At 56.3% G+C, this 21,941-nt stretch carries 22 protein-coding genes and 1 pseudogene; 11 read left to right on the top strand and 12 right to left on the bottom strand.

Annotated features, from left to right (window positions below):
• Positions 1-21 precede the first annotated feature (21 nt).
• Positions 22-957 (top strand): AEC family transporter, encoded by a 936-nt coding sequence (locus tag AC0TNJ_RS17250; RefSeq protein WP_473769613.1) that lies wholly within the window; start codon positions 22-24, stop codon positions 955-957.
• A gap of 556 nt (positions 958-1,513) precedes the next feature.
• On the opposite strand, the gene metF is transcribed toward AC0TNJ_RS17250, so the two are convergent.
• Both metF and AC0TNJ_RS17240 read right to left on the bottom strand, forming a co-directional pair.
• On the bottom strand, positions 1,514-2,425 hold the full coding sequence (gene metF / locus AC0TNJ_RS17245) for a methylenetetrahydrofolate reductase [NAD(P)H] (RefSeq protein WP_122002708.1): 912 nt from the start codon (positions 2,423-2,425) through the stop codon (positions 1,514-1,516).
• Between the two features lie 106 nt (positions 2,426-2,531).
• Positions 2,532-3,548, bottom strand: coding sequence for an ArsR family transcriptional regulator (locus tag AC0TNJ_RS17240; RefSeq protein ID WP_122002707.1), 1,017 nt, complete (start codon positions 3,546-3,548; stop codon positions 2,532-2,534).
• Positions 3,549-3,777: 229 nt separating this feature from the next.
• Between AC0TNJ_RS17240 and AC0TNJ_RS17235 the strand changes: the two genes are divergently transcribed.
• Complete coding sequence (locus AC0TNJ_RS17235; RefSeq protein WP_473771823.1) at positions 3,778-4,101, top strand: DUF2293 domain-containing protein; 324 nt, start codon at positions 3,778-3,780, stop codon at positions 4,099-4,101.
• A 21-nt stretch (positions 4,102-4,122) separates the two neighbouring features.
• On the opposite strand, the gene AC0TNJ_RS17230 is transcribed toward AC0TNJ_RS17235, so the two are convergent.
• From AC0TNJ_RS17230 to ettA, 5 genes and pseudogenes are all read right to left on the bottom strand, one after another.
• Positions 4,123-4,428: a hypothetical protein gene (locus AC0TNJ_RS17230; RefSeq protein ID WP_473771822.1), complete on the bottom strand. Its 306-nt coding sequence runs from the start codon at positions 4,426-4,428 to the stop codon at positions 4,123-4,125.
• Positions 4,429-4,566: 138 nt separating this feature from the next.
• Positions 4,567-5,613 (bottom strand): type I restriction enzyme HsdR N-terminal domain-containing protein, encoded by a 1,047-nt coding sequence (locus AC0TNJ_RS17225; RefSeq protein ID WP_473771821.1) that lies wholly within the window; start codon positions 5,611-5,613, stop codon positions 4,567-4,569.
• A 92-nt stretch (positions 5,614-5,705) separates the two neighbouring features.
• Positions 5,706-5,909: pseudogene (locus tag AC0TNJ_RS17220) on the bottom strand (hypothetical protein); the annotation flags it as partial.
• Between the two features lie 305 nt (positions 5,910-6,214).
• On the bottom strand, positions 6,215-6,982 hold the full coding sequence (gene tam / locus AC0TNJ_RS17215) for a trans-aconitate 2-methyltransferase (RefSeq protein ID WP_473771820.1): 768 nt from the start codon (positions 6,980-6,982) through the stop codon (positions 6,215-6,217).
• 204 nt (positions 6,983-7,186) lie between these two features.
• Positions 7,187-8,836, bottom strand: coding sequence for an energy-dependent translational throttle protein EttA (gene ettA, locus AC0TNJ_RS17210; RefSeq protein WP_122002702.1), 1,650 nt, complete (start codon positions 8,834-8,836; stop codon positions 7,187-7,189).
• 472 nt (positions 8,837-9,308) lie between these two features.
• Here ettA and AC0TNJ_RS17205 point away from each other — a divergent pair, with 472 nt between their 5' ends.
• The 3 genes from AC0TNJ_RS17205 (at position 9,309) to AC0TNJ_RS17195 (ending at position 11,477) form a co-directional block, all read left to right on the top strand.
• The gene (locus AC0TNJ_RS17205) at positions 9,309-10,253 is read left to right on the top strand and encodes an alpha/beta fold hydrolase (protein WP_473771819.1); all 945 of its coding nucleotides are present in this window, start codon (positions 9,309-9,311) and stop codon (positions 10,251-10,253) included.
• A gap of 170 nt (positions 10,254-10,423) precedes the next feature.
• Positions 10,424-11,155: a glycosyltransferase family 2 protein gene (locus AC0TNJ_RS17200; RefSeq protein WP_473771818.1), complete on the top strand. Its 732-nt coding sequence runs from the start codon at positions 10,424-10,426 to the stop codon at positions 11,153-11,155.
• Entirely contained in the window at positions 11,148-11,477 is a 330-nt protein-coding gene (locus AC0TNJ_RS17195; protein ID WP_122002699.1) for a lipid-A-disaccharide synthase N-terminal domain-containing protein, read from the top strand. Before AC0TNJ_RS17200 ends, AC0TNJ_RS17195 begins: the two co-directional genes overlap by 8 nt.
• Before the next feature lie 17 nt (positions 11,478-11,494).
• Here the strand turns inward: AC0TNJ_RS17195 and AC0TNJ_RS17190 are convergent, their stop codons facing one another.
• Both AC0TNJ_RS17190 and AC0TNJ_RS17185 read right to left on the bottom strand, forming a co-directional pair.
• Entirely contained in the window at positions 11,495-12,805 is a 1,311-nt protein-coding gene (locus AC0TNJ_RS17190) for a UDP-glucose dehydrogenase family protein (RefSeq protein ID WP_473771817.1), read from the bottom strand.
• 171 nt (positions 12,806-12,976) lie between these two features.
• Positions 12,977-13,663 (bottom strand): D-lyxose/D-mannose family sugar isomerase, encoded by a 687-nt coding sequence (locus AC0TNJ_RS17185; RefSeq protein ID WP_473771816.1) that lies wholly within the window; start codon positions 13,661-13,663, stop codon positions 12,977-12,979.
• A 339-nt stretch (positions 13,664-14,002) separates the two neighbouring features.
• Here AC0TNJ_RS17185 and AC0TNJ_RS17180 point away from each other — a divergent pair, with 339 nt between their 5' ends.
• The gene (locus tag AC0TNJ_RS17180) at positions 14,003-15,250 is read left to right on the top strand and encodes an aromatic ring-hydroxylating oxygenase subunit alpha (RefSeq protein WP_473771815.1); all 1,248 of its coding nucleotides are present in this window, start codon (positions 14,003-14,005) and stop codon (positions 15,248-15,250) included.
• A 32-nt stretch (positions 15,251-15,282) separates the two neighbouring features.
• Positions 15,283-16,395, top strand: coding sequence for an FAD-binding oxidoreductase (locus AC0TNJ_RS17175; RefSeq protein ID WP_473771814.1), 1,113 nt, complete (start codon positions 15,283-15,285; stop codon positions 16,393-16,395).
• Between the two features lie 33 nt (positions 16,396-16,428).
• Here AC0TNJ_RS17175 and AC0TNJ_RS17170 read toward each other — a convergent pair whose 3' ends face one another.
• Positions 16,429-16,650, bottom strand: coding sequence for an alkylphosphonate utilization protein (locus tag AC0TNJ_RS17170; protein WP_473771813.1), 222 nt, complete (start codon positions 16,648-16,650; stop codon positions 16,429-16,431).
• A 136-nt stretch (positions 16,651-16,786) separates the two neighbouring features.
• On the opposite strand from AC0TNJ_RS17170, the gene pncA reads away from it, so the two are divergent.
• Positions 16,787-17,416 carry a bifunctional nicotinamidase/pyrazinamidase gene (gene pncA, locus AC0TNJ_RS17165; protein WP_473771812.1) on the top strand — a complete coding sequence of 210 codons (630 nt, stop codon included), beginning with the start codon at positions 16,787-16,789 and terminating at the stop codon, positions 17,414-17,416.
• On the opposite strand, the gene AC0TNJ_RS17160 is transcribed toward pncA, so the two are convergent.
• Positions 17,408-17,905, bottom strand: coding sequence for a DUF2165 family protein (locus tag AC0TNJ_RS17160; RefSeq protein WP_473771811.1), 498 nt, complete (start codon positions 17,903-17,905; stop codon positions 17,408-17,410). The two genes, pncA and AC0TNJ_RS17160, sit on opposite strands and share 9 nt — an antisense overlap.
• Positions 17,906-18,054: 149 nt before the next feature.
• Positions 18,055-19,122 carry a DUF475 domain-containing protein gene (locus AC0TNJ_RS17155; RefSeq protein ID WP_122002692.1) on the bottom strand — a complete coding sequence of 356 codons (1,068 nt, stop codon included), beginning with the start codon at positions 19,120-19,122 and terminating at the stop codon, positions 18,055-18,057.
• Positions 19,123-19,615: 493 nt separating this feature from the next.
• Between AC0TNJ_RS17155 and AC0TNJ_RS17150 the strand changes: the two genes are divergently transcribed.
• The 3 genes from AC0TNJ_RS17150 to AC0TNJ_RS17140 all read left to right on the top strand — a co-directional run bounded on the left by AC0TNJ_RS17150 (position 19,616) and on the right by AC0TNJ_RS17140 (position 21,931).
• Positions 19,616-19,789: a hypothetical protein gene (locus AC0TNJ_RS17150; RefSeq protein WP_473771810.1), complete on the top strand. Its 174-nt coding sequence runs from the start codon at positions 19,616-19,618 to the stop codon at positions 19,787-19,789.
• 351 nt (positions 19,790-20,140) lie between these two features.
• A complete protein-coding gene (locus AC0TNJ_RS17145; RefSeq protein WP_473771809.1) occupies positions 20,141-20,896 on the top strand; it encodes a porin family protein in 756 nt (251 codons plus the stop codon).
• Between the two features lie 270 nt (positions 20,897-21,166).
• The gene (locus tag AC0TNJ_RS17140; protein ID WP_473769624.1) at positions 21,167-21,931 is read left to right on the top strand and encodes a bestrophin-like domain; all 765 of its coding nucleotides are present in this window, start codon (positions 21,167-21,169) and stop codon (positions 21,929-21,931) included.
• The last annotated feature ends 10 nt before the right edge of the window (positions 21,932-21,941 follow it).

The raw sequence follows: 21,941 nt of genomic DNA, 5'->3' as shown, positions 1-21,941 counted from the left end.
TCCTGGAATGAAATGCACCCCATGCTGACAACGCTGATCGTCGTTCTTCCCGTTTTTGCGCTGATTTTCTCCGGCTGGGGTGCCTTCAAGCTGAAAATCCTCGGGGCTCATGCGATAGCGGAGCTGAACCGCTTCGTGGTCTATCTGGCGCTGCCTGCCCTTCTCTTCGACATCATGGCCAACACAAATGGCAGCGAGCTTTGGCAGCCCGGCTTCATTGCTGTGTTCCTGCTTTCGAGCGCCATTGCTTTCGTCCTGCCGTTCCTGGTGCGGCTGCGTGGAAAGCTGCCCCTGTCGGACACCGCGCTCGACGGCCTCAACGCCGCCTATCCCAATACCGGCTATATGGGCATCCCGCTTTCGATGATCGCCTTCGGGTCGGGGGTTCTGGCGGCGACAACCATTTCGATCATCATCACCGTCTGCGCTACCTTCGCCTTTGCAATCGTGCTGATCGAAATCGGCCTGCAAACCGAAAAGAAACCGCTCCGTCTCATCTGGAAGGTCATGCGGTCCCTGATCCGCAATCCGCTGCTTGTCGCTCCGGCATTGGGCGCGGTCGTGTCCTTTCTGGGACTCACCATCCCCGCCCCGGCAGAAACCTTCCTCAAGATGCTCGGCGGTGCCGCCTCCCCTTGCGCGCTTGTCGCCCTTGGCCTGTTCCTCGCCCAGCCGCGCAAGATCGAACGCGAGAGCGTCAATGCCATCGCCTTCCTTGTTTCGGTGAAGCTCATCGTGCAGCCGCTCGCGACCTGGCTGCTTGCGGTCTATGTGTTCGGACTGCCGCCCCTGCTCGCGCAAAGCGCAACCCTCCTCGCAGCGCTTCCGACCGGCACCGGCCCCTTCATGCTGGCCGAACATTATCGTCGGGAGGCAGCGATAACCTCCAACGTCATCCTCTACTCCACCGTGTTATCTATCCTCACTTTGTCGGCATATCTGGCGCTAATTCGCTAAAAATCGCAAAAAACATGCCTAAAAACCTGTGGCAACTGCGGCGAAAACAGTACCAAACGTGGCAGTTCGGTGTCTTTTTCATGAAATGTGAATAAATTTTTCTGGTTATATATTTCAATAGTTTAGGTGGTAAACGATAGGTTTATTTCTCCATCACGGCAGATTGCAGAACGAAATCTTCTTTTGTTCGAGGCGTTTTGCGCTTAGATTCCGGTTTCCTACCAGCGCGCGTCCGCTCCGTCGGGCGCATATGAAGGAGACAGACCAATGGGACTTACGCGATCTTTGAATGTCCTCATGATCTGTGCGGCATTTGCATTTGTTGCAGCGTTGATAGCAGGCGTTATTCCTTAGAGCATGTCTCCCGAAAGTGGGAATCGGTTTCGGGATAAAGACATGCGTGGAAGCAAACCGATAGAGCATTTCTATTGTTTTAATCAAAACAGAAAATGCTCTGGGATTGAGCCTAAACCATTACGGCGGCTTCGGTTTTTGAGGATAGGCCGACCCGCACGAAAACGAGAAAGCCCGGCGAAATCGCCGGGCTTTCTTTGTTTCAGGCAACCTCCAGAGCCGCCTCGGCCTTCGGCCTTATCCCGATCATATGGCAGATCGCAAAGGGCAGATCGGCGCGATTCATCGTGTAGAAATGGAAATCCTGCACGCCGCGTTCGATCAGATCCATCACCTGTTCCGCGGCAATCGCCGCCGCCACCAGCTGATGCGTCTGCGGATCGTTGTCCAGTCCCTCAAAGCGCTCCGCCAGCCAGCTTGGAATATGCGTCGCCGACCGCGCGCAAAAATTCTTGACCTGCTTGAAGTTGTGCACCGGCAGCACGCCCGGAACGATCGGGATATAGATGCCTGCACGGCGAACCCGCTCGACATAACGTTCGTAAAGGTCGTTCTCGAAGAAAAACTGGGTGATGGCGCGCGTCGCCCCATTATCGACCTTGCGCTTCAGCATATCGATATCGGTCGCAAAATCCGGGCTTTCCGGGTGTTTTTCCGGATAGGCGGAGACCGAAATGTCGAAATCCGCAATATTGCGCAGGCCAGAAACCAGCTCGGCGCCGTTCTGGTAGCCACCCGGCGTCGGCACGTATTTTTCGCCGATACCCGCCGCCGGATCGCCGCGCAGCGCCACGAAGCGATTGACGCCAAGCGATGCGAACTCACGCACCACACGGTCGACTTCGTCGCGCGTCGCATCCACGCAGGTCAGATGCGCGGCGGGCTTGACGTCGGTTTCCTTGAGGATGCGCGCCACGGTGCGCGCCGTGCGTTCCCGCGTGGAACCGCCGGCGCCATAGGTCACCGAAACGAATTCAGGCTGTAGCGGGGCAAGCCGCGTAACCGTATCCCAGAGACGCTGTTCCATTTCCTCCGTCTTGGGCGGGAAGAATTCGAACGATACCCGGGTGGTCTGGCCAACATCCGGTCGGCGGGAAAGACCATAAAAACCCATCAAACTGTCTCCGTCATGCTCGGAGCATTTTGCAGCCAAATGGAAAGTTTGGCGTCGCATAAATGCGGTGAATACAAATATTGAGAGCGCGTTTTGTCTAATGTTATCAGGCCGAAACGCGCTCTATCGTTTTCGACACCGGGTCGGCGATCAGAAGGCGTGGATCGCGAGCAAGCCACAGCTTCACTGTCAGCCCCTCATCGCCATTGGCCGCCTTCGGTTCCAGTTCCAATGTCTTCTCCGGCTCAAGACCGGCATCCTTCATCCAGCCCAGCATCTGCTCATCGCTGAAACCAAGCCGCAAATGGGCGTGTTCCTCGCGCAGAAACTCAAGCCTGTGCGGCGCAAAATCGACGATCAGCAGCCGTCCATTGGGGCGCAGTGCCCGCGCGCCCTCCCGGATCGCAGCCAGCGGGTCATCGAGAAAGTGCAGAACCTGATGAATGGTCACCAGATCGAAACTCTCGCGCTCGACTGGAAGCGCATAGACGTCGCCCTGGCGAACCTGCGCATTGCCGATAGCCGCCAGATCGAGATTGGCACGCGCGACGGCCAGCATGTCGCGATTGATGTCGATGCCGACGCCGCGCAGGTAAAGCGGCGCAAAAAGCTCCAGCAAGCGGCCCGTACCAGTGCCAACATCCAGCATGGCCTGAAACGGCTTATCGCCGACAATCTTCTTGAGCGCGACCTCGACCGCATCCTCGGAAACATGCAGCCTGCGAATCTGATCCCAGCTTCCGGCATTGGCGCTGAAATAGGCGGCGGCCTTTTCCTGACGGCTGGACTTCACCTGTGACAGCCGCTCCATGTCGCGCTCAACCAGCGCATCGGCACTGTCCAGACGCGCCAGAAGACCACGTGCAAGATCGCCGCTGATCGCATTGTCGGCGAGGCGGAAATAGGCCCATGCGCCTTCCTGATAACGATCGATGAGATCAGCTTCGGCCAGCAGCTTCAGATGACGCGAAACCCGCGGCTGCGACTGCCCCAATATCGTCGTGAGGTCGGAGACGGTCAGGTCGCCCCGCGCCAAAAGCGCCAGAATGCGCAAGCGGCTTGGCTCCGCCACCGCTTTCAACACATCCACCATCTGATCGAGTTGCAGCTGCAAACCGCTCATCGCTTGCCCTCGGGCTGAATAAAAGACATAAAGATATGTTTATATGAAAAACAATTTCGGCGCAAGGACTTTTCATGCACAATGGCTGCGACAGGGGATTCGCGATCACGCAATAGAGCGCGTTTCGATCTGACTGGATCAGACCGGCGCTCTAACTATTTATTTTACCACGCATTTTTCCGAAAACCGTTTCCCGCTTTTCGGAATGCGCTCTAACGGAACGAAAGCAATGCGCGCAGGCACCAACCGCCAGAAGGCAATCGCCAAATCGCTGACACTTCTGCTTCCTGCTGTCCCCTATTCGGACTCCGAGCCCATTCGCGCCGCAGCACTTGCCCCGCACATGAAAACGCTGCCGCCGTCCACTGCCGTGTGGCTGGCGACCGTTGCGCATGTGCGCCACACCCATACGGATTACGACGCGCTTCGGGACGAAGGATATGACAAGGATTCCGCGCGCTTCTTCGTGCTGGACGCGATCAATGCCAAGCTGACGGAATGGCGCGCAACCCGGCTCGTCTCGCCGGAGGACGACGAGGCGATGCAGATGTAAATCAGCTACGGCGAAACGGGTTTATCGTATGGCTGATCCGCACTTTGCGCGTGAAAGTTTTACCGTGAAACGCCTGGGGCCGACCAGCCCGTCAGGCATTGGCATTGTAACGGTTGCGGCTTTCAGCCTGCACCGCCCCACCACAACATCGTAGGTGCCGAAATCCTCGCGCGGAGTAACGCTCTTGATGGCTTGGCCGGGAAACCTCTTTTGCACGGCTTCCGTCACTGCGGCCACTTCACGAGCCCGCTCGATGTCAGGCGCCAATACCGCATGCGCCGGTTGCGCCAATGAAAACAGCGTGAATAAAGTCAGCAGATATTTCATGATCACACCCCCATATGGGCATCACGACGCATTTCGACCTGATTGACCCTGACCGGCACGCTAACCATTTGTTTTGACGCGCATCCCGAAAACCGTTTCACACTTATCGGGATGCGCTCCAATGGGCGGAACAGGCCGTCAAACTTCTGCGTAATTTTTAGCGGTCAAGCGGATTCGATCAGCTAAATCATAGATTTCATCAAGGCTATCAATCTTAATGCGCTCTTCCTTCTCGCCATCGAAAAGCCCCACATATTTTACACTTCGGTTAAACCAAAGACGGGCAAGGGGTTTTCTATTATTATTGTCAACCAATATCCCGCAATAACTCTTCTGATCTCGAATAATAACCCTGGAAGGCTTTAGAATATCTCGCACTATCGCCCGGACCACCATAAAACCTTCGGTTTCTTCCTCGGTAGTGACAATTTCTTCTTCAAGTTCATCGTTGATAGCCAGCTCGGAAACCTGTGTCTCCGCCAAGGCATTGGATAATCTCGATTGCACTGACTCTCGAACAATATCACGGAACGCCGCCTTGACCATCGGCGCGAATTGTTCTTTTACCTGGGCGGTAAAGCGTCCAGAATAGAGGCCATTAGTAACCATCCGAATGAATTCTTCGGGAGGCTCCTCCATAACTTGATTAATTTCTTTCTTGATCGCCGACGTGTATTTCAACCGGTGGGCAGACTGCAGAATGCCATCCACATTGAATTCTGACTTGGCGAATTTTTTCAGTTCGGAGATCAGCTGCCCTTGAATATCCGAAAGATCGAATGTCAAGAATGGACGCTCATCCAGCTTATTGGGTGCCACCAGATCACTATGGAAGTGAAAAGTCCTGCCATTTGTGAGAATTGCGAATTTAGCATTCGTCACAGAAAAGTAGCGATAAAGCTGAGCTAAATGAACCTTATCAAGAAGCGTCGTGATAGGCTTGCACTCAATTAAGATCCGGATCTCATTATCGATCTTAATCGCATAATCAACTTTCTCGCCCTTTTTCCCGACAGCATCGGCAGTAAACTCTGGCACGACCTCTTCCGGATTGAAAACGTCATAATCCAGAGCTGCCAGGAATGGTAAGACAATGGCAGTCTTGATTGCCTCCTCAGTGACCATTGCACTGGAATGGGTCTTGATGCGTTCTGAAAGAACGCGAAGTTTTTCTTCTACGCTCATGCTTAACCCCGCCCTCTTAGCACAACTCTAAGATGACAGAAGAAGCAAGAAAGGCAACACCTTATGCGAGATCCATATTCAATTAGATATACCTAAAGTATACATGTAAGATCGAACGCAATGTCTGGGCTGCGTTCGATCCTATTAAGGGCCTCGCTGCTCATCCCTTGCAGATATCCATGCTCGCGCGGGTTCGGCATCATGACGCCGACGAGGACGGCAATCACCATGATCGCCGTCACATACCAGAAGAAGGCGCTTTCCATGCAGTGCCGTTTGAATCTTGCGATGACAAACCGCCCTTGAACCGGTGGCCTCGGCGTTCATTCCCATCGAAAATGCAAACAGAACAAAAGCATCGAAACCAGCGCCCTGAAAGAAATCACAACGGGATGAAACGCATCACGGCGTTGCGATCATGGTCTCCATATTCAGAGCGTTTCAGGATGCGGCCAGACCATAGGAACAAAATCGCTTGCATACAATCTATTCCAATTGAGAGCACCCCAATCGATATAAGCGATTGTATTATCTTGCAAATCATGACCCGCTTCTACACGGGAGACCGGTCATTTCCCGTGTAGAGCAATCTCGCGGGCAGCTATTTCTTCTGAACGACCAGAAAGATACGCGGAAAACGCAGCAGGACTTTTCCGTCGGCGGCAGCAGGATAATGCGGCGCGATCCGTGCCTTGTAGGCCTTCAGATAGTCAGCCTGCTCCTGTTCGTCGAGCGGATCGAGGAAAGGACGTAATCCGGTGCCCTTCACCCATTCCACAATGGCGTCCACGCCATCCAGCGGATGATTATAAATCGTGTGCCATATGTCGATACGGGCGGACTGTCCGGCCAGAGCGTTATAATATTCCATGACCGGCGGCAAAAGCCCCCTGCCCTTGTTACCGATTTTCGCAGCGAATGGCGCGGTCTGCGCCACCTCCCGCATCGCAACATGCGTCGGTTCGCCCATATTGTCCGGCATCTGGACAGCCAGCACCGCGCCGGAGCGAAGCAATGACAGCAAGCGCTTCATCTGCTCAACATGGTCCGGGAGCCACTGGAAAACAGCATTGGAAAATAGAACGTCTGTTTCCGCGTCAGGCTCGTAGCTCGTCGCGTCGCCGATAGTGAAATTGACCTGCGGCAGGCGCGCCCTGGCTTTTTCGATCATGTCCGGCGATGTATCGAAACCGGAGATATCGGCATCCGGCCAGCGTTCGGCCAGCAGTTCGGTCGAATTACCGGGACCGCAGCCGATATCCACCACCTTGCGCGGTGCGGCCAACGGTATCGCGGCCAGAAGGTCACGCGCCGGGCGGCTGCGTTCGTCTTCAAACTTCAGATATTGCTGTGCAGACCAGTCTTTCATCATGTTTTCCTTCATCAAATAAAAAGGCCGGTGCAATGCACCGGCCTTAACTCTAAATCGCCAAAGGTTCGTTGAAGTTCTGGGTATGGCGAGGCGAAAATGGTGAGGTTCGAGAACCGAAGCGGAGCGCACTTTGCGTAGGTGAGCACCGGAAGCGCGGAACCTCGCCATTTGCAGACCGCCAGAACCTGCACATATCGAACCTTACCGCGTCAGCGGCTTGTAGGTAACCCGCTTGGGGTTGACGCTATCCGGCCCGAGACGACGGATCTTGTCGGCTTCATAGTCCTCGAAGTTGCCTTCGAACCATTCGACGTGGCTATCGCCTTCGAATGCGAGGATATGCGTTGCCAGACGGTCGAGGAACATACGATCGTGGCTGATGATAACGGCGCAGCCAGCGAAGTTTTCCAGCGCATCTTCAAGCGCGCCGAGCGTTTCCGTATCAAGATCGTTGGTCGGTTCGTCGAGGAGCAGGACATTGCCGCCAGACTTCAGCATCTTGGCGAGGTGAACGCGATTGCGCTGACCACCGGAAAGATTGCCAACCTTCTGCTGCTGGTCGCCGCCCTTGAAGTTGAACGCGCCGCAATAAGCGCGGGAGTTCATTTCAAACTTGCCGAGCTTGATGACGTCATTGCCGCCGGAAATCTCTTCCCAGACAGTCTTGTTGGCGTCGAGCGCGTCGCGGCTCTGGTCCACATAGGACAGATGAACCGTATCGCCGATGCGAACCGAGCCGTTATCCGGCTGTTCCTGCCCCGTCAGCATCTTGAAGAGCGTCGATTTACCGGCGCCGTTGGGGCCGATCACGCCGACAATGCCGCCCGCAGGCAGTTTGAAGCTCAGATCGTCGATCAGCAGGCGGTCGCCAAAGCCTTTCGACATGTTCTCGACCTCGATAACCACCTGACCAAGGCGCTCGCCCACCGGAATGATGATCTGCGCATCGCCCGGACGGCGTTCTTCGGCGCTTCTGACCAGTTCGTCATAGGCCTTGATACGCGCCTTGGACTTGGCCTGACGGGCTTTCGGGCTTGCTGAAATCCACTCGCGTTCACGCGACAGCGCCTTTTCGCGAGCAGCTTCTTCGCGGCCTTCCTGCGCCATGCGCTTGGCCTTGGCTTCCAGATAGGCGGAATAGTTGCCCTCGTATGGAATACCGCGACCGCGGTCGAGTTCGAGAATCCAGCCCGTCACATTGTCAAGGAAGTAGCGGTCGTGGGTGATGATCAGCACGGAACCGGGATATTCACGCAGGTACTTTTCAAGCCATGCGGTGGTTTCGGCGTCCAGATGGTTGGTCGGTTCGTCGAGAAGCAGCAGGTCCGGCTTCGAAAGCAGCAGCTTGCACAGCGCCACGCGGCGCTTTTCACCACCCGAAAGCTTGGTCACGTCCGCATCGCCCGGAGGGCAGCGCAGCGCTTCCATGGCCATCTCGACCTGGCTTTCCAGATCCCACAGGTTCTGGCTGTCGATGATATCCTGAAGCTTGGCGCCTTCGTCGGCGGTTTCGTCGGAATAGTTCATCATCAGTTCGTTGTAACGGTCGATGATCGCCTTCTTGTCGGCGACGCCTTCCATCACATTGCCGAGCACATCCTTGGACGGATCAAGCTCCGGCTCCTGCGGAAGATAACCGCAGGTAGCACCTTCGGCGAGCCACGCCTCGCCGGTATATTCCTTGTCGAGACCGGCCATGATCTTGAGCACGGTCGACTTACCGGCGCCGTTCGGACCGAGAATGCCGATCTTGGCGTCAGGGTAGAAGGAGAGATGAATATTCTCCAGAATCTTCTTGTTGCCATAGGCCTTGTTGAGGCCGGACATGTGATAAATGAACTGGCGTGCCATAAAGCGCGTCGTCTCCGCAGGTTGAGAAGCGCGGGTCGTCAATCGTGCGAACCGCGCGGAAATTGCTGACGCGTATGTAGGCCAAATATGCCCCGGAAGCAAACGCCAACCCGCGAACTGGAAGTGGTCGGAACCACCCGTCTGTATCTGATTGTGAAACACATATAATGAAACCGGGCGCGGATATTTCCGTCACCCGGTTTCCCCTCTGGCCACCGTCCGCGAAAGTTTCCTCCCTTTCATCGGACGGCCTGCAAGTTATGACGTGAATTCTGTCTCTCGGCGCCCCTGAATGCCCTTCAAAAACCCGTCTGCAAAGCTAGATTTGCCCAAGTTTTTGCGCTTTTCAAGCAGAATCTGCACAAAAAACGCGGTTGCCTAAAATTCATACACCCGCCGTTCAAATGCCTGTTTAAGCGACGCCGCATCAGGGGAGATTGACTATTTGCACGGCATAAAATCAGATGGCGAAATGACATTCAAAACCATTCACCGTCTGCCGATCTCAGACAAATCAGAACTTCCGTTCCGCACAGTTCGCGCCGGTGCGCCGCGAGCGGTCGTCCAGATATGTCATGGCCTTGCCGAACATTCGGCGCGATACGAACGCTTTGCATCCGCACTCGCTGCGGCTGGCTGCCACGTCTACATTCATGACCACCGGGGGCATGGCAGCAATATCGGCGCGCATGCGCCTAGGGGAATGTTCGCGCCAAAGCAGGGGCATATCGTGGCCATCGGGGATGTCCGGGCGCTCAACCGCCACATTCACGAGAACCATCCCGGCTTGCCGGTTGTTCTTTTCGGCCACTCCATGGGCGGGCTGATCGCGCTGAACTATGTGCTGAATCACGCCGACACGGTCGATGCGGCGGCGATCTGGAATGCAAATTTCGATGGCGGAGTGGAAAGCGCTGCCGCCCTTGCGCTTCTTTATATGGAGCGCATGCTGAAAGGCTCGGACGTTCCGAGCAGCATCCTGCCGAAAATGACTTTCCGCGCCTGGGGCCGATCCATAAAGGGCCACCGCACGCTGTTCGACTGGCTTTCGCACGATACAGCCGAGGTCGATGCCTATATCGCCGATCCGCTGTGCGGCTTTGATGCCAGTGTAGCGCTGTGGATCGACATTTTCCGCATGATCCGGCGCGGCGCCGACGACCGCAACTTCTCAAAGGTTCCGCGAGACCTGCCGTTCAATCTGGTTGGCGGCGCGGAAGACCCGGCAACGGCAAACGGTGCGGCAGTGCGCAGGCTGGCGGAAAGAATGCGGAAGATGGACTTCAAGCGTGTCGATTGCACGATCCTGCCCGGCACCCGCCACGAAAGCCTCAACGAGATCAACCGGGATCAGGTGACGCAGAATTTTCTGGATTGGCTGGGGCAAGCTCTTCCGTATCCGCCAATGTCCGGCTAAAACGGCGGTCAACCGATTAATCGAGCTATTGGGCCAAAGCTCACGATTACTTGAACCGTCTTGGCTTTGCCATGCAATCAATGCTATGCAGCGCGCCTTGCGCACTATCGGGTTTCCCGCCCAAAAGCCGGGCTTAATCAGATAGCGCGAGGAACAAAGGAACACCCCGCTTGGACACACCGACGATTTCTGTGGTTATCCCCTGCCGCAATGAAGCCGACAATCTTGCCTTTCTGCTGGATGAAGTCGATGCCGCCATGCAGGGCCGCGCATATGAAGTCATCGTCGTCGACGACGGTTCGACGGACTCCACCAGCGATGTGCTCGCAGGCCGCATCCATGCAGGCAAGCCACTGCGCCATCTGCGCCATGACCGCTCGTCGGGCCAGAGTGCGGCTGTGCGCTCCGGTGTTTTTGCAGCGCGCGGCAAGATCGTGGTGACCATGGATGGCGACGGGCAGAACAACCCCGCCTATCTCCCGGTACTGGCCGACGCCTTGATGAAGGCCGGGCCTGATTACGGCATTGCTGCCGGACAGCGCCTCAAGCGCACCGATACGAAACTCAAGCAGTTGTCTTCCCGCTTTGCCAATAATCTGCGCGGCGCGATCCTCAAGGACAAGACGCGTGACTCCGGCTGCGGCCTGAAAGCGCTGCATACCGACCTGTTCCGGCAACTGCCTTTCTTCGACGGCTGGCATCGCTATTTGCCTGCCCTGGCGCTGCGTGAAGGCTACGACGTGGTGCATGTGGATGTGGTCGACCGCGAACGCCGCCACGGCAAATCCAATTACGGCATTCTGGACCGTGGAATACGGGGTATCCTGGACCTCTATGGCGTCTGGTGGCTGCGCAAGCGCCGCAAGGTCGTTCCTCGCGTGAGGGAGATCACCCATGACTGATATTTTCAACAGCCTGTCGCAATGGCTCCACGATGTTTTCGTGGCGCAGTGGGACGGCTGGATCGTGCTGGGCTTTGTCGCACAGGCTTGCTTCACCATGCGCTTCGTCGTGCAGTGGCTTGCGTCCGAAAAGGCGAAGCGTAGCGTCATGCCGGTCGCCTTCTGGTTCTTCTCGCTGTTTGGCGGTGCTTTGCTGCTGATCTATGCAATCCAGCGCAAGGACCCTGTCTTCATTGCAGGGCAAGCGCTTGGCCTGATCGTCTATATCCGCAATCTGTGGCTCATCGCCAACGAGAAAAAGCGGCTGACAGCCGGGGAGTAAACTCCCCGGTATTTCATTCAGATTGGAAGCGTGCGCCCCACCGAACGGTAATCAAGTCCGGTGCCTGCAATATCTTCGGCCTTATAGACATTGCGCAGGTCTATCAGCACATTTCCGGCCATGGCGCTGGCTATCCGTTTCAGATCGAGCGCACGATAGGCGTTCCATTCGGTCAGCAGAGCCACGACACCCGCACCCTCTGCCGCTTCATAGGCTGAATTGCACCAGACAACATCGGGCAGCGCCACCTTGGCTGCGTCCATGGCTTCCGGATCATGCGCCTGCACCTTGATCCCGGCTGTCTGGATGGCCGCGACAATGTCCAGCGCAGGAGACTCGCGAATATCATCGGTGTTCGGCTTGAAGGCGACGCCCAGAACCGCGACCGTATCCGCGCCGCTTTCCTTGGCGGCGGTCACGATCCGCTCGGCCATGGACTGCTTGCGCGTTTCATTGACCGCAATCACCTGCTCAATCAGCGACTGCCGCGCATCATATTTCTTGCCAGTTGCAGCAAATGCGCGCGTGTCTTTCGGGAAGCACGATCCGCCAAAGCCCGGTCCAGCATGCAGGAACTTGGAACCAATGCGGTTATCCATGCCGATGGCGCGCGCCACTTCCTGCACATTGCCGCCTGTCTTTTCGCAAAGGTCGGCAACCTCGTTGATGAAAGTCACCTTCATGGCCAAAAATGCATTGGCCGCATATTTGATGATTTCCGCATTTTCGAGCGACGTGACGACCATCGGCGTTTCACGCAGGTAAAGCGGACGATAGAGGCGCTGCATTGCGCCCTTGCCGCGCTCGTCCTCCACGCCGACAACCACGCGGTCAGGCCGCATGAAGTCCTCGATTGCCGAACCTTCCCGCAAAAACTCCGGATTGGACACCATCGAGAACGGCACGCCCGGATTGGCAGCCTTGATACGGTCGCGTATGCGCGCATTGGTGCCAACCACGACCGTCGACTTGATGACGACCACGGCACCGGGCTTCATGGCAGCAGCGATTTCATCCGCAGCCGCCTCGATATATTGCAGGTCTGCCTCGCCATCACCGCGACGCGACGGCGTGCCGACCGCTATGAAGATGACATCGGCATCCGCCACGCTTGCCGGAAGATCGGTGCTGAATTCCAACCGGCCATCGCGAATGTTGCGGGTCATCAACTCATCAAGCCCCGGCTCGAAGATGGTGACCTTACCGGCTTTCAGCCGTTCGATGATCGACGGATTCTTGTCGACGCAGGTGACGTGAAAGCCGAATTCGGCAAAACACACACCCGAAACCAGCCCTACATAGCCCGTTCCGATCATCGCCAGCTTCATATGTTCAGTCCTTCAGTTTGCCTTCACGAGAGCCTGATTGAGATTCCGGCTCCGGTTTGCCGGAAATGGAGGCGTTAGAGAACCGGAGCATCGTTCACTTAAAGTTACATGCGGACCGGAAGCGTCATACCACGCCATTTTCAGGCTGCCAGAACCGAAATCTCGGTAGGCTCACAGCCATTTGTCGTAGTCCGACACCAGCAAATGCAGCGGCTTCTCATTTTCTTCGATGTTCGAAAAGCGGCCGATCGGCTCGCGGAAAATATTGTCTGTCAGGTCATCGTTGACGGTCGAAACCTCGCCGATCAGCACATCGCCGCCCTCGCCCCAGAAGGCGTGCCAGTTGCCGGGCAAGAGAGTCACGCTTTCACCCGGCTGCAGCTTCAGATGCGCGCCAGCCTTCTGCGTCACAAGGCGACCATCGGTCGCGACCGTCACATCGGTTTCCTCGTCCACGCTGCCGTCCGGCAGCGAATTGAACAGTTCCAGCACCAGCGTGCCGCCGCCGCGATTGATGATGTCTTCCGCCTTCACCACATGACGATGCATCGGGGAAAGCTGGTTTTCACGCGAAATCATGATCTTTTCGGCATAAAGCATGCCGCCGCCGCGCTTGAGGTCCTCGGCATTGCCGTTGCGCGTGGTGAAGAGAAACAGTCCGAGATCGGCAAACTTCCCCTGTCCATAGTCGGTGATATCCCAGCCCAGGCGCGCGTCGCGGATTGCACGCGCATCGGACGAGGTGCGCGCCTTCAATTCCTCAGGCGACCAATAGGCGAATGGCGGCATGACGTAGCCGAAAGAGCGAATGAATGAGTCGCTTTCGCGAATGATCTCGTTGATTTCAGAACGTTTCATGGCCACCGACCTCCCATGGAATGAAACAGATTGGGATATGGTTGACGTGGTAACTGGCTTTTAAACCAATTTGCAATCCTGGAAACGTCGTGAACTCGATTTTTTGACGTGTCGTCTTTACGCGAAAACCATGTCGCATCCCAATGCGCGTTTAGAATAGTTCAGTGATTGAATCAGGAGAACGGAAGCCAGTCCGCAGACCTCGGGAGATGTGGGCAAGCCATTGAGATAACGGGACAAGCCGTGCTTCCGGAAGACAAAGGGAACACCGGATCGCGCCATAGTCGCTGGGAGAACAGCAGAAGGCCGGTCCAAGATGGAAAGCAAGGGTTCGAGGCTATGGACGTTCGCAACGAAATGCTGGGGCTGTTGACCGGGCGCGACCCCAATTTCAGCCTGGAGCAGAAATTCTATACCGATCCTGAATACTACAAGCAGGATCTGGAGAACATTTTCTACAAGGACTGGCTGTTTGTCGGCCACGACTGCGAGCTGCCGAAGACCGGTTCCTACATGACCGTGCAGATCGGCGCTTATCCCGTCGTCATCGTTCGCGACGCGCAGGGCGGCATTCGTGCTTTCCACAATTCCTGCCGCCATCGCGGTTCGCGCATCTGCGCCGCCGAAAAGGGAACTGCCGCAAAGCTCGTCTGCCCCTATCACCAGTGGACCTACGAGCTGGACGGACGCCTGCTCTTCGCGCGTCAGGTCGGCCCTGACTTCAAGCCTGCCGAATACGGCCTCAAGCCGGTGCATTGCGAAACCGTCGCTGGCTATATCTATATCTGCGTCGCCGATGAAGCGCCCGATTTCGCTGCCTTCCGCAATCTGGTCGAACCTTATCTCGCGCCGCACAACATCAAGGATGCCAAGGTCGCCTTCGAAATGTCGATCGTCGAAAAGGGCAACTGGAAGCTGGTCTGGGAAAACAACCGCGAGTGCTATCACTGCGCCGCCAACCATCCCGAACTCTGCCGCACCTATCCGGAAGCGCCATCGGCAACCGGCGTGCAGGGCGTCATGGAAGACCCGGAGATCAACCAGCTCTGGAAGAATTGCGCCAGCGTCGGCCTGCCTGCGCAATTCAACATGTCGGAAGACGGTCGTTACCGCATCACCCGCATTCCGCTTCTGCGCGACGCGGTGAGCTACACCATGTCCGGCAAGGCAGCGGTGAAGAAGCCGCTGAGCGATCAGGTGGCTGGCGGCACGAATATCGGCGCCATGCTGCTGTTCAACTATCCGTCGACCTGGAACCATCTGATGGCCGACCACGCGATTTCCTTCCGCGTTCTGCCGATCAGCGCCGAGGAAACGCTCGTCACCACCAAATGGCTCGTTCACAAGGATGCGGTCGAAGGCGTGGATTACGATCTCGACGAACTGACCCATGTCTGGATACAGACCAACAATCAGGACCGGCAGATCGTGGAGGAAAATGCCGTCGGCATCCGCTCGCCCGCCTATCAACCCGGCCCTTACTCGGTCGAACACGAAGGCGGCGTGATGCAGTTCCTTGAATGGTACACCAACACCATGACGCCGCGTCTGCGTGGCGAAGCGGCCAAGCTCAGCCGCGTCGCCTGATACTGTAATATGAATCGAGAAGTGAGAAGGCCATGCAGCCTCTGAAATATCTGGATGAGATGCTGCCGTGGAACGACAGGTTGCAGATGCTCGAATGCATCTCGGCCATCGAAGAAGCGCCAGACGTCATGACCTTCTCCTTCAAGACTGCCGAGGACAACTGGTTCCGCTATACGCCCGGCCAGTTCGTCACCCTCGAACTGCCGATTGAGCGGGCCGATGGCCTGGGGCCGGTGCTGCGGACCTATACGCTGTCCTCGACCCCTTCCCGTCCCTACCACATCTCCGTCACGGTCAAGGCGCAGAAGGGCAGCATCGGCACGCGCTGGATGCTCGACAATCTGCGCCCGCCGATGAAAATCAAGGCTTACGGGCCGAATGGCGATTTCTCCCTCGCCAACCATCCGGGCGAAAAATATCTCTTCGTCTCCGCCGGTTCCGGCATCACGCCGATGGTCTCCATGACCCGCTGGCTTTTCGACTGCGCCCCGGCAACCGACGTCGCCTTCATCAACTGCGCGCGCACGCCGGACGACATCATTTTCCGCCGGGAGCTGGAACTGCTTTCCGGACGCATGGAAGCCATGCGGCTGGCCTTTATCGTTGAGCAATCATCGGCACGCCATGTCTGGCCCGGCCTTCACGGGCGCATCGACCGCGCCCGGCTGGAACTGCTGGCGCCTGATTTCCTGCACCGCACGGTTTTCTGCTGCGGGCCGGAGCCGTTCATGAACGGCGTGCGCGGCCTGCTGGAAGATGCCGGCTTCAACATGGCCAACTATCATCAGGAAAGCTTTAATCCGGCGAGCGAGATTTCGTCGGTTCCAGTGCCTTCCACGCTTTCCGAGGCGGCTTCACCAGCACCTGCCACCCCGGCGGTAGCTTCCGCCAGCGTCGTCTTCAGCCTTTCAGGTGTCGAAGTCGAATGCACCGAAAACGACACGATCCTGCTTGCCGCCCGCAATGGCGGGCTCAAGATTCCAAGCGCCTGCGAGTTCGGCATCTGCGGCACCTGCAAGGTGAAGTGCCTCGGCGGCGAGACCGAAATGAACCACAATGGTGGCATCCGCGATGACGAGATCGCGGAAGGCTATATCCTCGCCTGCTGCAGCCGCCCTCGCGGCCGCGTGGAGATCGACGCCTGACCTTGCAGTCACAGCACGAGTTCTGGAAGAGGCTTAGGCTTTTTTCAGAAATTCGGTCCGCAGCACTAGTCCCTTGACCTGCTTGGTGCTGCAATCGACTTCCGCCGGGTTTCCGGTAAGGCGAATGCCCTTGACCAGCGTTCCGCGCTTCAATGTCGTGGAGGTTCCCTTGACCTTCAGGTCCTTGATGAGCGTGACGGAATCGCCCTCATTCAATTGAGTGCCATTGCTGTCGCGGACGATTACATCTGTCATGATGGGCTCCTGTCTGGTTGTCGTTTGAGCCGTCCGTAGCACTCTTGCCGATGTTATACCAGAACACGCATATTTGCTGGTTTCGCGGAAACCGCGTGGGTATAGTCCGCCAAACACCAGCGAAGCGGAGCGCATTATGATCGGTCATGCACTTGTGGTTATCGACGTCCAGAATGATTTCTGCCCGGGCGGTTCGCTGGCGGTTGATCGCGGCGATGAAATCATTCCCACCGTCAACCGGCTGATCGAGGAAAGCGAGAACGTCATTCTCACGCAGGACTGGCACCCGGCCAACCATTCAAGCTTCGCCTCGACCCACCCCCGCGCCAAGCCTTTCGATACGATCGAAATGGCCTATGGCCTGCAAACGCTCTGGCCCGACCATTGCGTGCAAGGCAGCCACGGCGCGGATTTCCACCCCGACCTGCATTGGACGCGGGCACAGCTTGTCATCCGCAAGGGCTTTCGCATCGGCATAGACAGCTATTCCGCATTCTTCGAAAACGACCATAAAACGCCAACCGGCCTTGGCGGATATTTGCGCGAACGCAATATCGGCTCGCTCACGCTGGTGGGGCTGGCCACCGATTTCTGCGTCGCCTATTCAGCGCTCGATGCCATGGCACAGGGCTTTCAGGTACGCGTCCGTCTCGATGCCTGTCGCGGCATCGATCTCAACGGCTCCATGGACATCATGCTGCAAAAGATGAAACAGGCCGGCGTCGAACTGATCGACGAGCCTGTTTCAGCATCACATCTACTCTAGCTCGCCGTCCGGCATCGCCACGAAGATAAGCACAGCGATGATGGTGATGAAGAACCGGAACGCGGATTCGATCCCGTTCCAGGTTTGCGACATCCACATGCCGAACCATTCTCCGCCAACGGACATGAAGCCCACCTGCCAGACCAGAAAGCCGAGCGACAGACCGGCAATGGCCCATTTCTTAGAACGGTTGAAGCTCACCGCGCGGTCGCTCAACCGGCCGAGCATGGCAAAAGCCCCGATCCAGCACAGGATTGCCGTCAGTGTTTCCGCCGCGATGATGAGAATATAGGCGGCGTTATGCAGCATCGGATTATCGATGGCACGATACTTGATCGTGGCATCTGGAAAGATCGTGTCCATCATCAGAACGTGCTGCACAAATCCGAAATTGGTGTCGTAGTCTGTGATGTTGCCGAACGAAACCAGCGTTGCGAAAAAGGCAATCGCCGCCACAAGGGCGGTTTTGCTCAACCGTGTCACTATCATGGAAATTCCCTTCCCCCGAATTGATCGCAGCGCACCGAAAACGATGTCGCTCGCATTCGGTGATGGTCCTCAACTGCGGCGATTCGGTCAAGGGCAACAAAAAGGGGCAGCCGAAGCGGCCCTTTTCAATCTTGCCGCATAAGGGAGATTTAGTGCCCCGTGGCCTCCTCGGCGTCTTCCTGCCAGTTCGGATTGAGCCGGTTATAGCGTAGCGACGACATGAAGGAGAGACCGATCAAAGCCGCACCGATAAGGCCGGTGATGACTTCGGGAATATGCACCAGCGTCTGGACATACATGATGACCGCCAGAACGAGGATCGCGTAGAAAGCGCCATGTTCGAGATAGCGATACTGTCCGAGCGTCTTGCGCTCGACAAGCATGATGGTCAGCGAGCGCACATAGAAAGCGCCGATGCCAAGACCGATGGCGATGATGAACAGGTTCGTGGTCAGCGCGAACGCACCGATAACCCCGTCGAACGAGAAGCTGGCATCCAGCACTTCCAGATAGATGAAAGCGCCAAGACCGCCGCGATGCACCATGTCCATCTGCTCCTGTGTGGCGTCCAGCACCTCGCCCAGCCCTTCGACAGCCAGGAAGGTCAGAAGACCGAACAGGGCAGCGATCAGAAACGTATGCGAATGCTCGGCATCGAGCTGATAGGAGAAGAAGATGATGAGAGCGATCGCGACGCCGATCTCCACCCCTTGCACCGAAGCGAACTTCGACATGCGGCTTTCGATGGCCTTGATCCAGTGCACATCTTTCTCGACGTCGAAGAAATACTTCATGCCGACCATCAGCAGGAACGTACCGCCAAAGGCCGCGATACCCGTATGCGAATCCGCAATCACGCGGGCATATTCATCAGGCTGCCAGATGGCGAGTTTCAGCGCGGAGATCGGATCGGTCCACATGGCAACCGCGACGATGGCCAGCGGGAAGATGATGCGCATGCCGAAAACGGCGATAATGATGCCCCAGGTCAGGAAGCGGTGCTGCCATTCCGGCGTCATGTCGCGCAGGATGCGGGCATTGACGATGGCGTTATCGAAGGAAAGTGAGATTTCCAGAACGCTCAAAACCGCACAGATGATGAAGACGGAGACCATTCCCCCAAAGGTGCCGGTCAATTCATAGCCGAGCCAGACGGCACCTGCGAGACCCAATACGGTGAAAACCATGGGCCAGATGAAATAACGAAGAGTGGCCATTGCAAACCATCGGATTATTATTGTTATCAAACGGAAACAGGCAGCGGGCACCGCACAACGGACCCGCGAAGCGAAATCCGCTTCCCGCATACGTTCTGCCTGACCACTGCTCTTCCCGCCAAGGCGTATCGGCTATGTAAGTAGGCGGCCAGATGCAAACAAGAGAAAGCGTGGCAATAAATTGGCAATTTTGCGGATTTGATGTGTTGAAATATTTCGTTACCGGGGGCCGTTACTAAACCGCAATCCCAAGCGCCCCTCCACACAGTAAAATTCCCAAAACATCCGATTTGTACGAATTGTCACGTAGCAAAAACTTCGTCTCAACATAGATTCATTATATGGGCCGGATGCCTCTCTCGGTCACGCCCGTTTCAGGAATGAGGAAATTCAGCAGATGATTGCTCCGGAAGAGCTACAGCGTCGAATAGAGAAAAGACTTGCCGAAAGCAGTTTCTCACAACCGGAACTTCTTATCCGGAGGGCCCACCGCATGACGCAGGACGACAAGAATGGTTCAGCCGCTCTCGCCGGCCAACTGTTAAGGGAAGCCGGGTCGGATATTGGCCTGCGTGAGCTTTCCGATATCATCGACCGCAAGCCCTGGCTGCTCGAAGCCATCATCAGCGGGGCAGGTAAAAAGGGCGGCAATTCCAGCCATCAATAGAACGGTTCCGATTGAGAGTATCCGCCCTGCCGGGGGAGAGCTGCCAATGGGCAGCGTCGGTCTCTTGATCAAACGGATACTTGGTTTTGAGCACACTCCAGCCAGAGAAAAAACCACTGAAAACAGCAGGGCACCCCCCAATACAAGTATCTGTTTTCTGTTTATTTCCCAAAACGATTAACATATATAGGGTAAAAGATTTGATTCCGATGTATTACCAAAAATGCTAATACATAAAATGAGGGGGTTTTCACAGTGAAAGACGGAAGATCACGTAACCAGAACGGGAATTTACTGTTAAAACTTTTTAGAGACAGTATATTAGCATCAACTGTTTTAATAGGTTCATCAATGGCATCGCTTGCCGCCGATGCCGTGGCGCCACAACCAGAAATTCAGGACCAGCAGCGCTGGCGCGTTATCTTCAGCCCCTATGTCTGGGGTGCATCCTTGAACGGCAGCGCCGGCCTGTTCGGCCGCAGCACCGATGTGAACATGCCGTTTCGCGAGATATTCGAAAATCTTGACATGAGCTTCATGGGCAATGTCGAAGTCAACAACGGCACATTCGGCTTCTACATCGACGGGCAGTACGTCAAGACCAGCCAGGATGAAAGCCTCCGCGATAACGAACTCTCGCTGGACATCAAAACGACAAGCCTGTCGGGCGGCGCATTTTACCGCATTTATGAGCAGCAGCTCGAAGGAACGACGCTGTTCGGAGGCCAGCGTATTTTCGCGATTGAACCGACAATCGGCGTGCGCTGGACAAAGCTCGAAGCGGGACTGGAAGTCGAGCGCTTCAGCGGTTCGCGCAAGGTGGAATGGACCGACCCGTTCATTGGCACCCGCGTCTTCTACGATATCAATGACCGCTGGAACATTTTCGCGGAAGCCGACATTGGCGGTTTCGGGGCCGGAACCAAGCTCAGCGCCAACGGCCAGATCTATCTCGGCTATCGCACGCTGGTTTTCGATGTGCCGACGACATTCCGCGTCGGTTACCGTGCGCTCTATCAGGATTATAAGGACAACGATACGGTTTCGAAATTCAAGTATGACGTGACCCAGCATGGGCCCGTCATCGGCCTTTCCGTCTCGTTCTGATCGCGACAGATTTGGCTTCACCCATTTGACCCGCCGGCTCAACCGGCGGGTTTTGCTATTTACCCCGCTTCAATTGGCGCAACATAGCAGGCCCAACGATCTCGTTAAAACAGCGACCGCTCTAAGTAAAATTCAACCACTTCTCCCTAATATTAGCTGGTACTATGCCGAATATCAGAGCGCAGCGGAAAGCAGCTTTCGGGAACGATATCCGCCAGAAATAGGTTGGAGCGGCACCGATTGACTGGAAGCGCTCCAAGTGGGGGAAGAATGGCCTTTATCTTCGAGCTGCCGATTTACCTGTCATTTGCGGCCTTCGTCATACTCGGAATCGTGTTCTACGCGGTCGGGCGCTTCGCACTGGACATGCTGTCAAAACACGCAGCCAGCGACGCTTTGTCTATTCCGATCGGCGCCTTCATCGGCACCATCGCAACGGCCTGGGCTTTATCACTCGGCTTTGTCGCAGCCGATATCTGGAGCGTCAATTCCCGGGCCGATCAGGCTGTCAGTGAAGAACGTTCGGCGATTTCCCGTCTGATCGGAACCTCCAAAGCGGAGATATTGGCCGCACCTGCCCTTACTACCGCCCTCACCGGCTATCGCCGCGCGGTGATCGACGATGAATGGCGCGACAAGATCAATGTCGAGCCGGCAAGCTCCGTCGAAACCGCGTTGCAGGACATAAGACGCGAAATCATCAATCTGGCGCGCACCGATGTCCCCGCGCCCGTAATCTCCCAGCTTATCAACGACTTCGATGAATTGCAGGACGCCCGCAATACCCGTCTGGCTGTTGGATCGACCTCAATCGACTACTACAAATGGTATCTGGTGCTTTCGCTGACATTTCTGACGGCGATAACCATCGCCGCAACCCACGCCGATCGCGTCCGGGCTGGCGTGAAAGCGCTCGTCATCTATTCGCTGACCGCCTCGTTCTGTCTGTGGATTCTGGCAATCCATGCCAATCCCTATCAGGGGCTGGAGCGCTTGGAACCGTCCCTGCTTTTCACCAGCCATAAGCAGCGCTAGGATAGCGGGA

It is taken from the genome of Ochrobactrum sp. PL_is483 (assembly GCF_055816855.1).
Note: the sequence above shows the minus strand (reverse complement) of the source record. Positions and strands in the feature narration are given on the sequence as shown.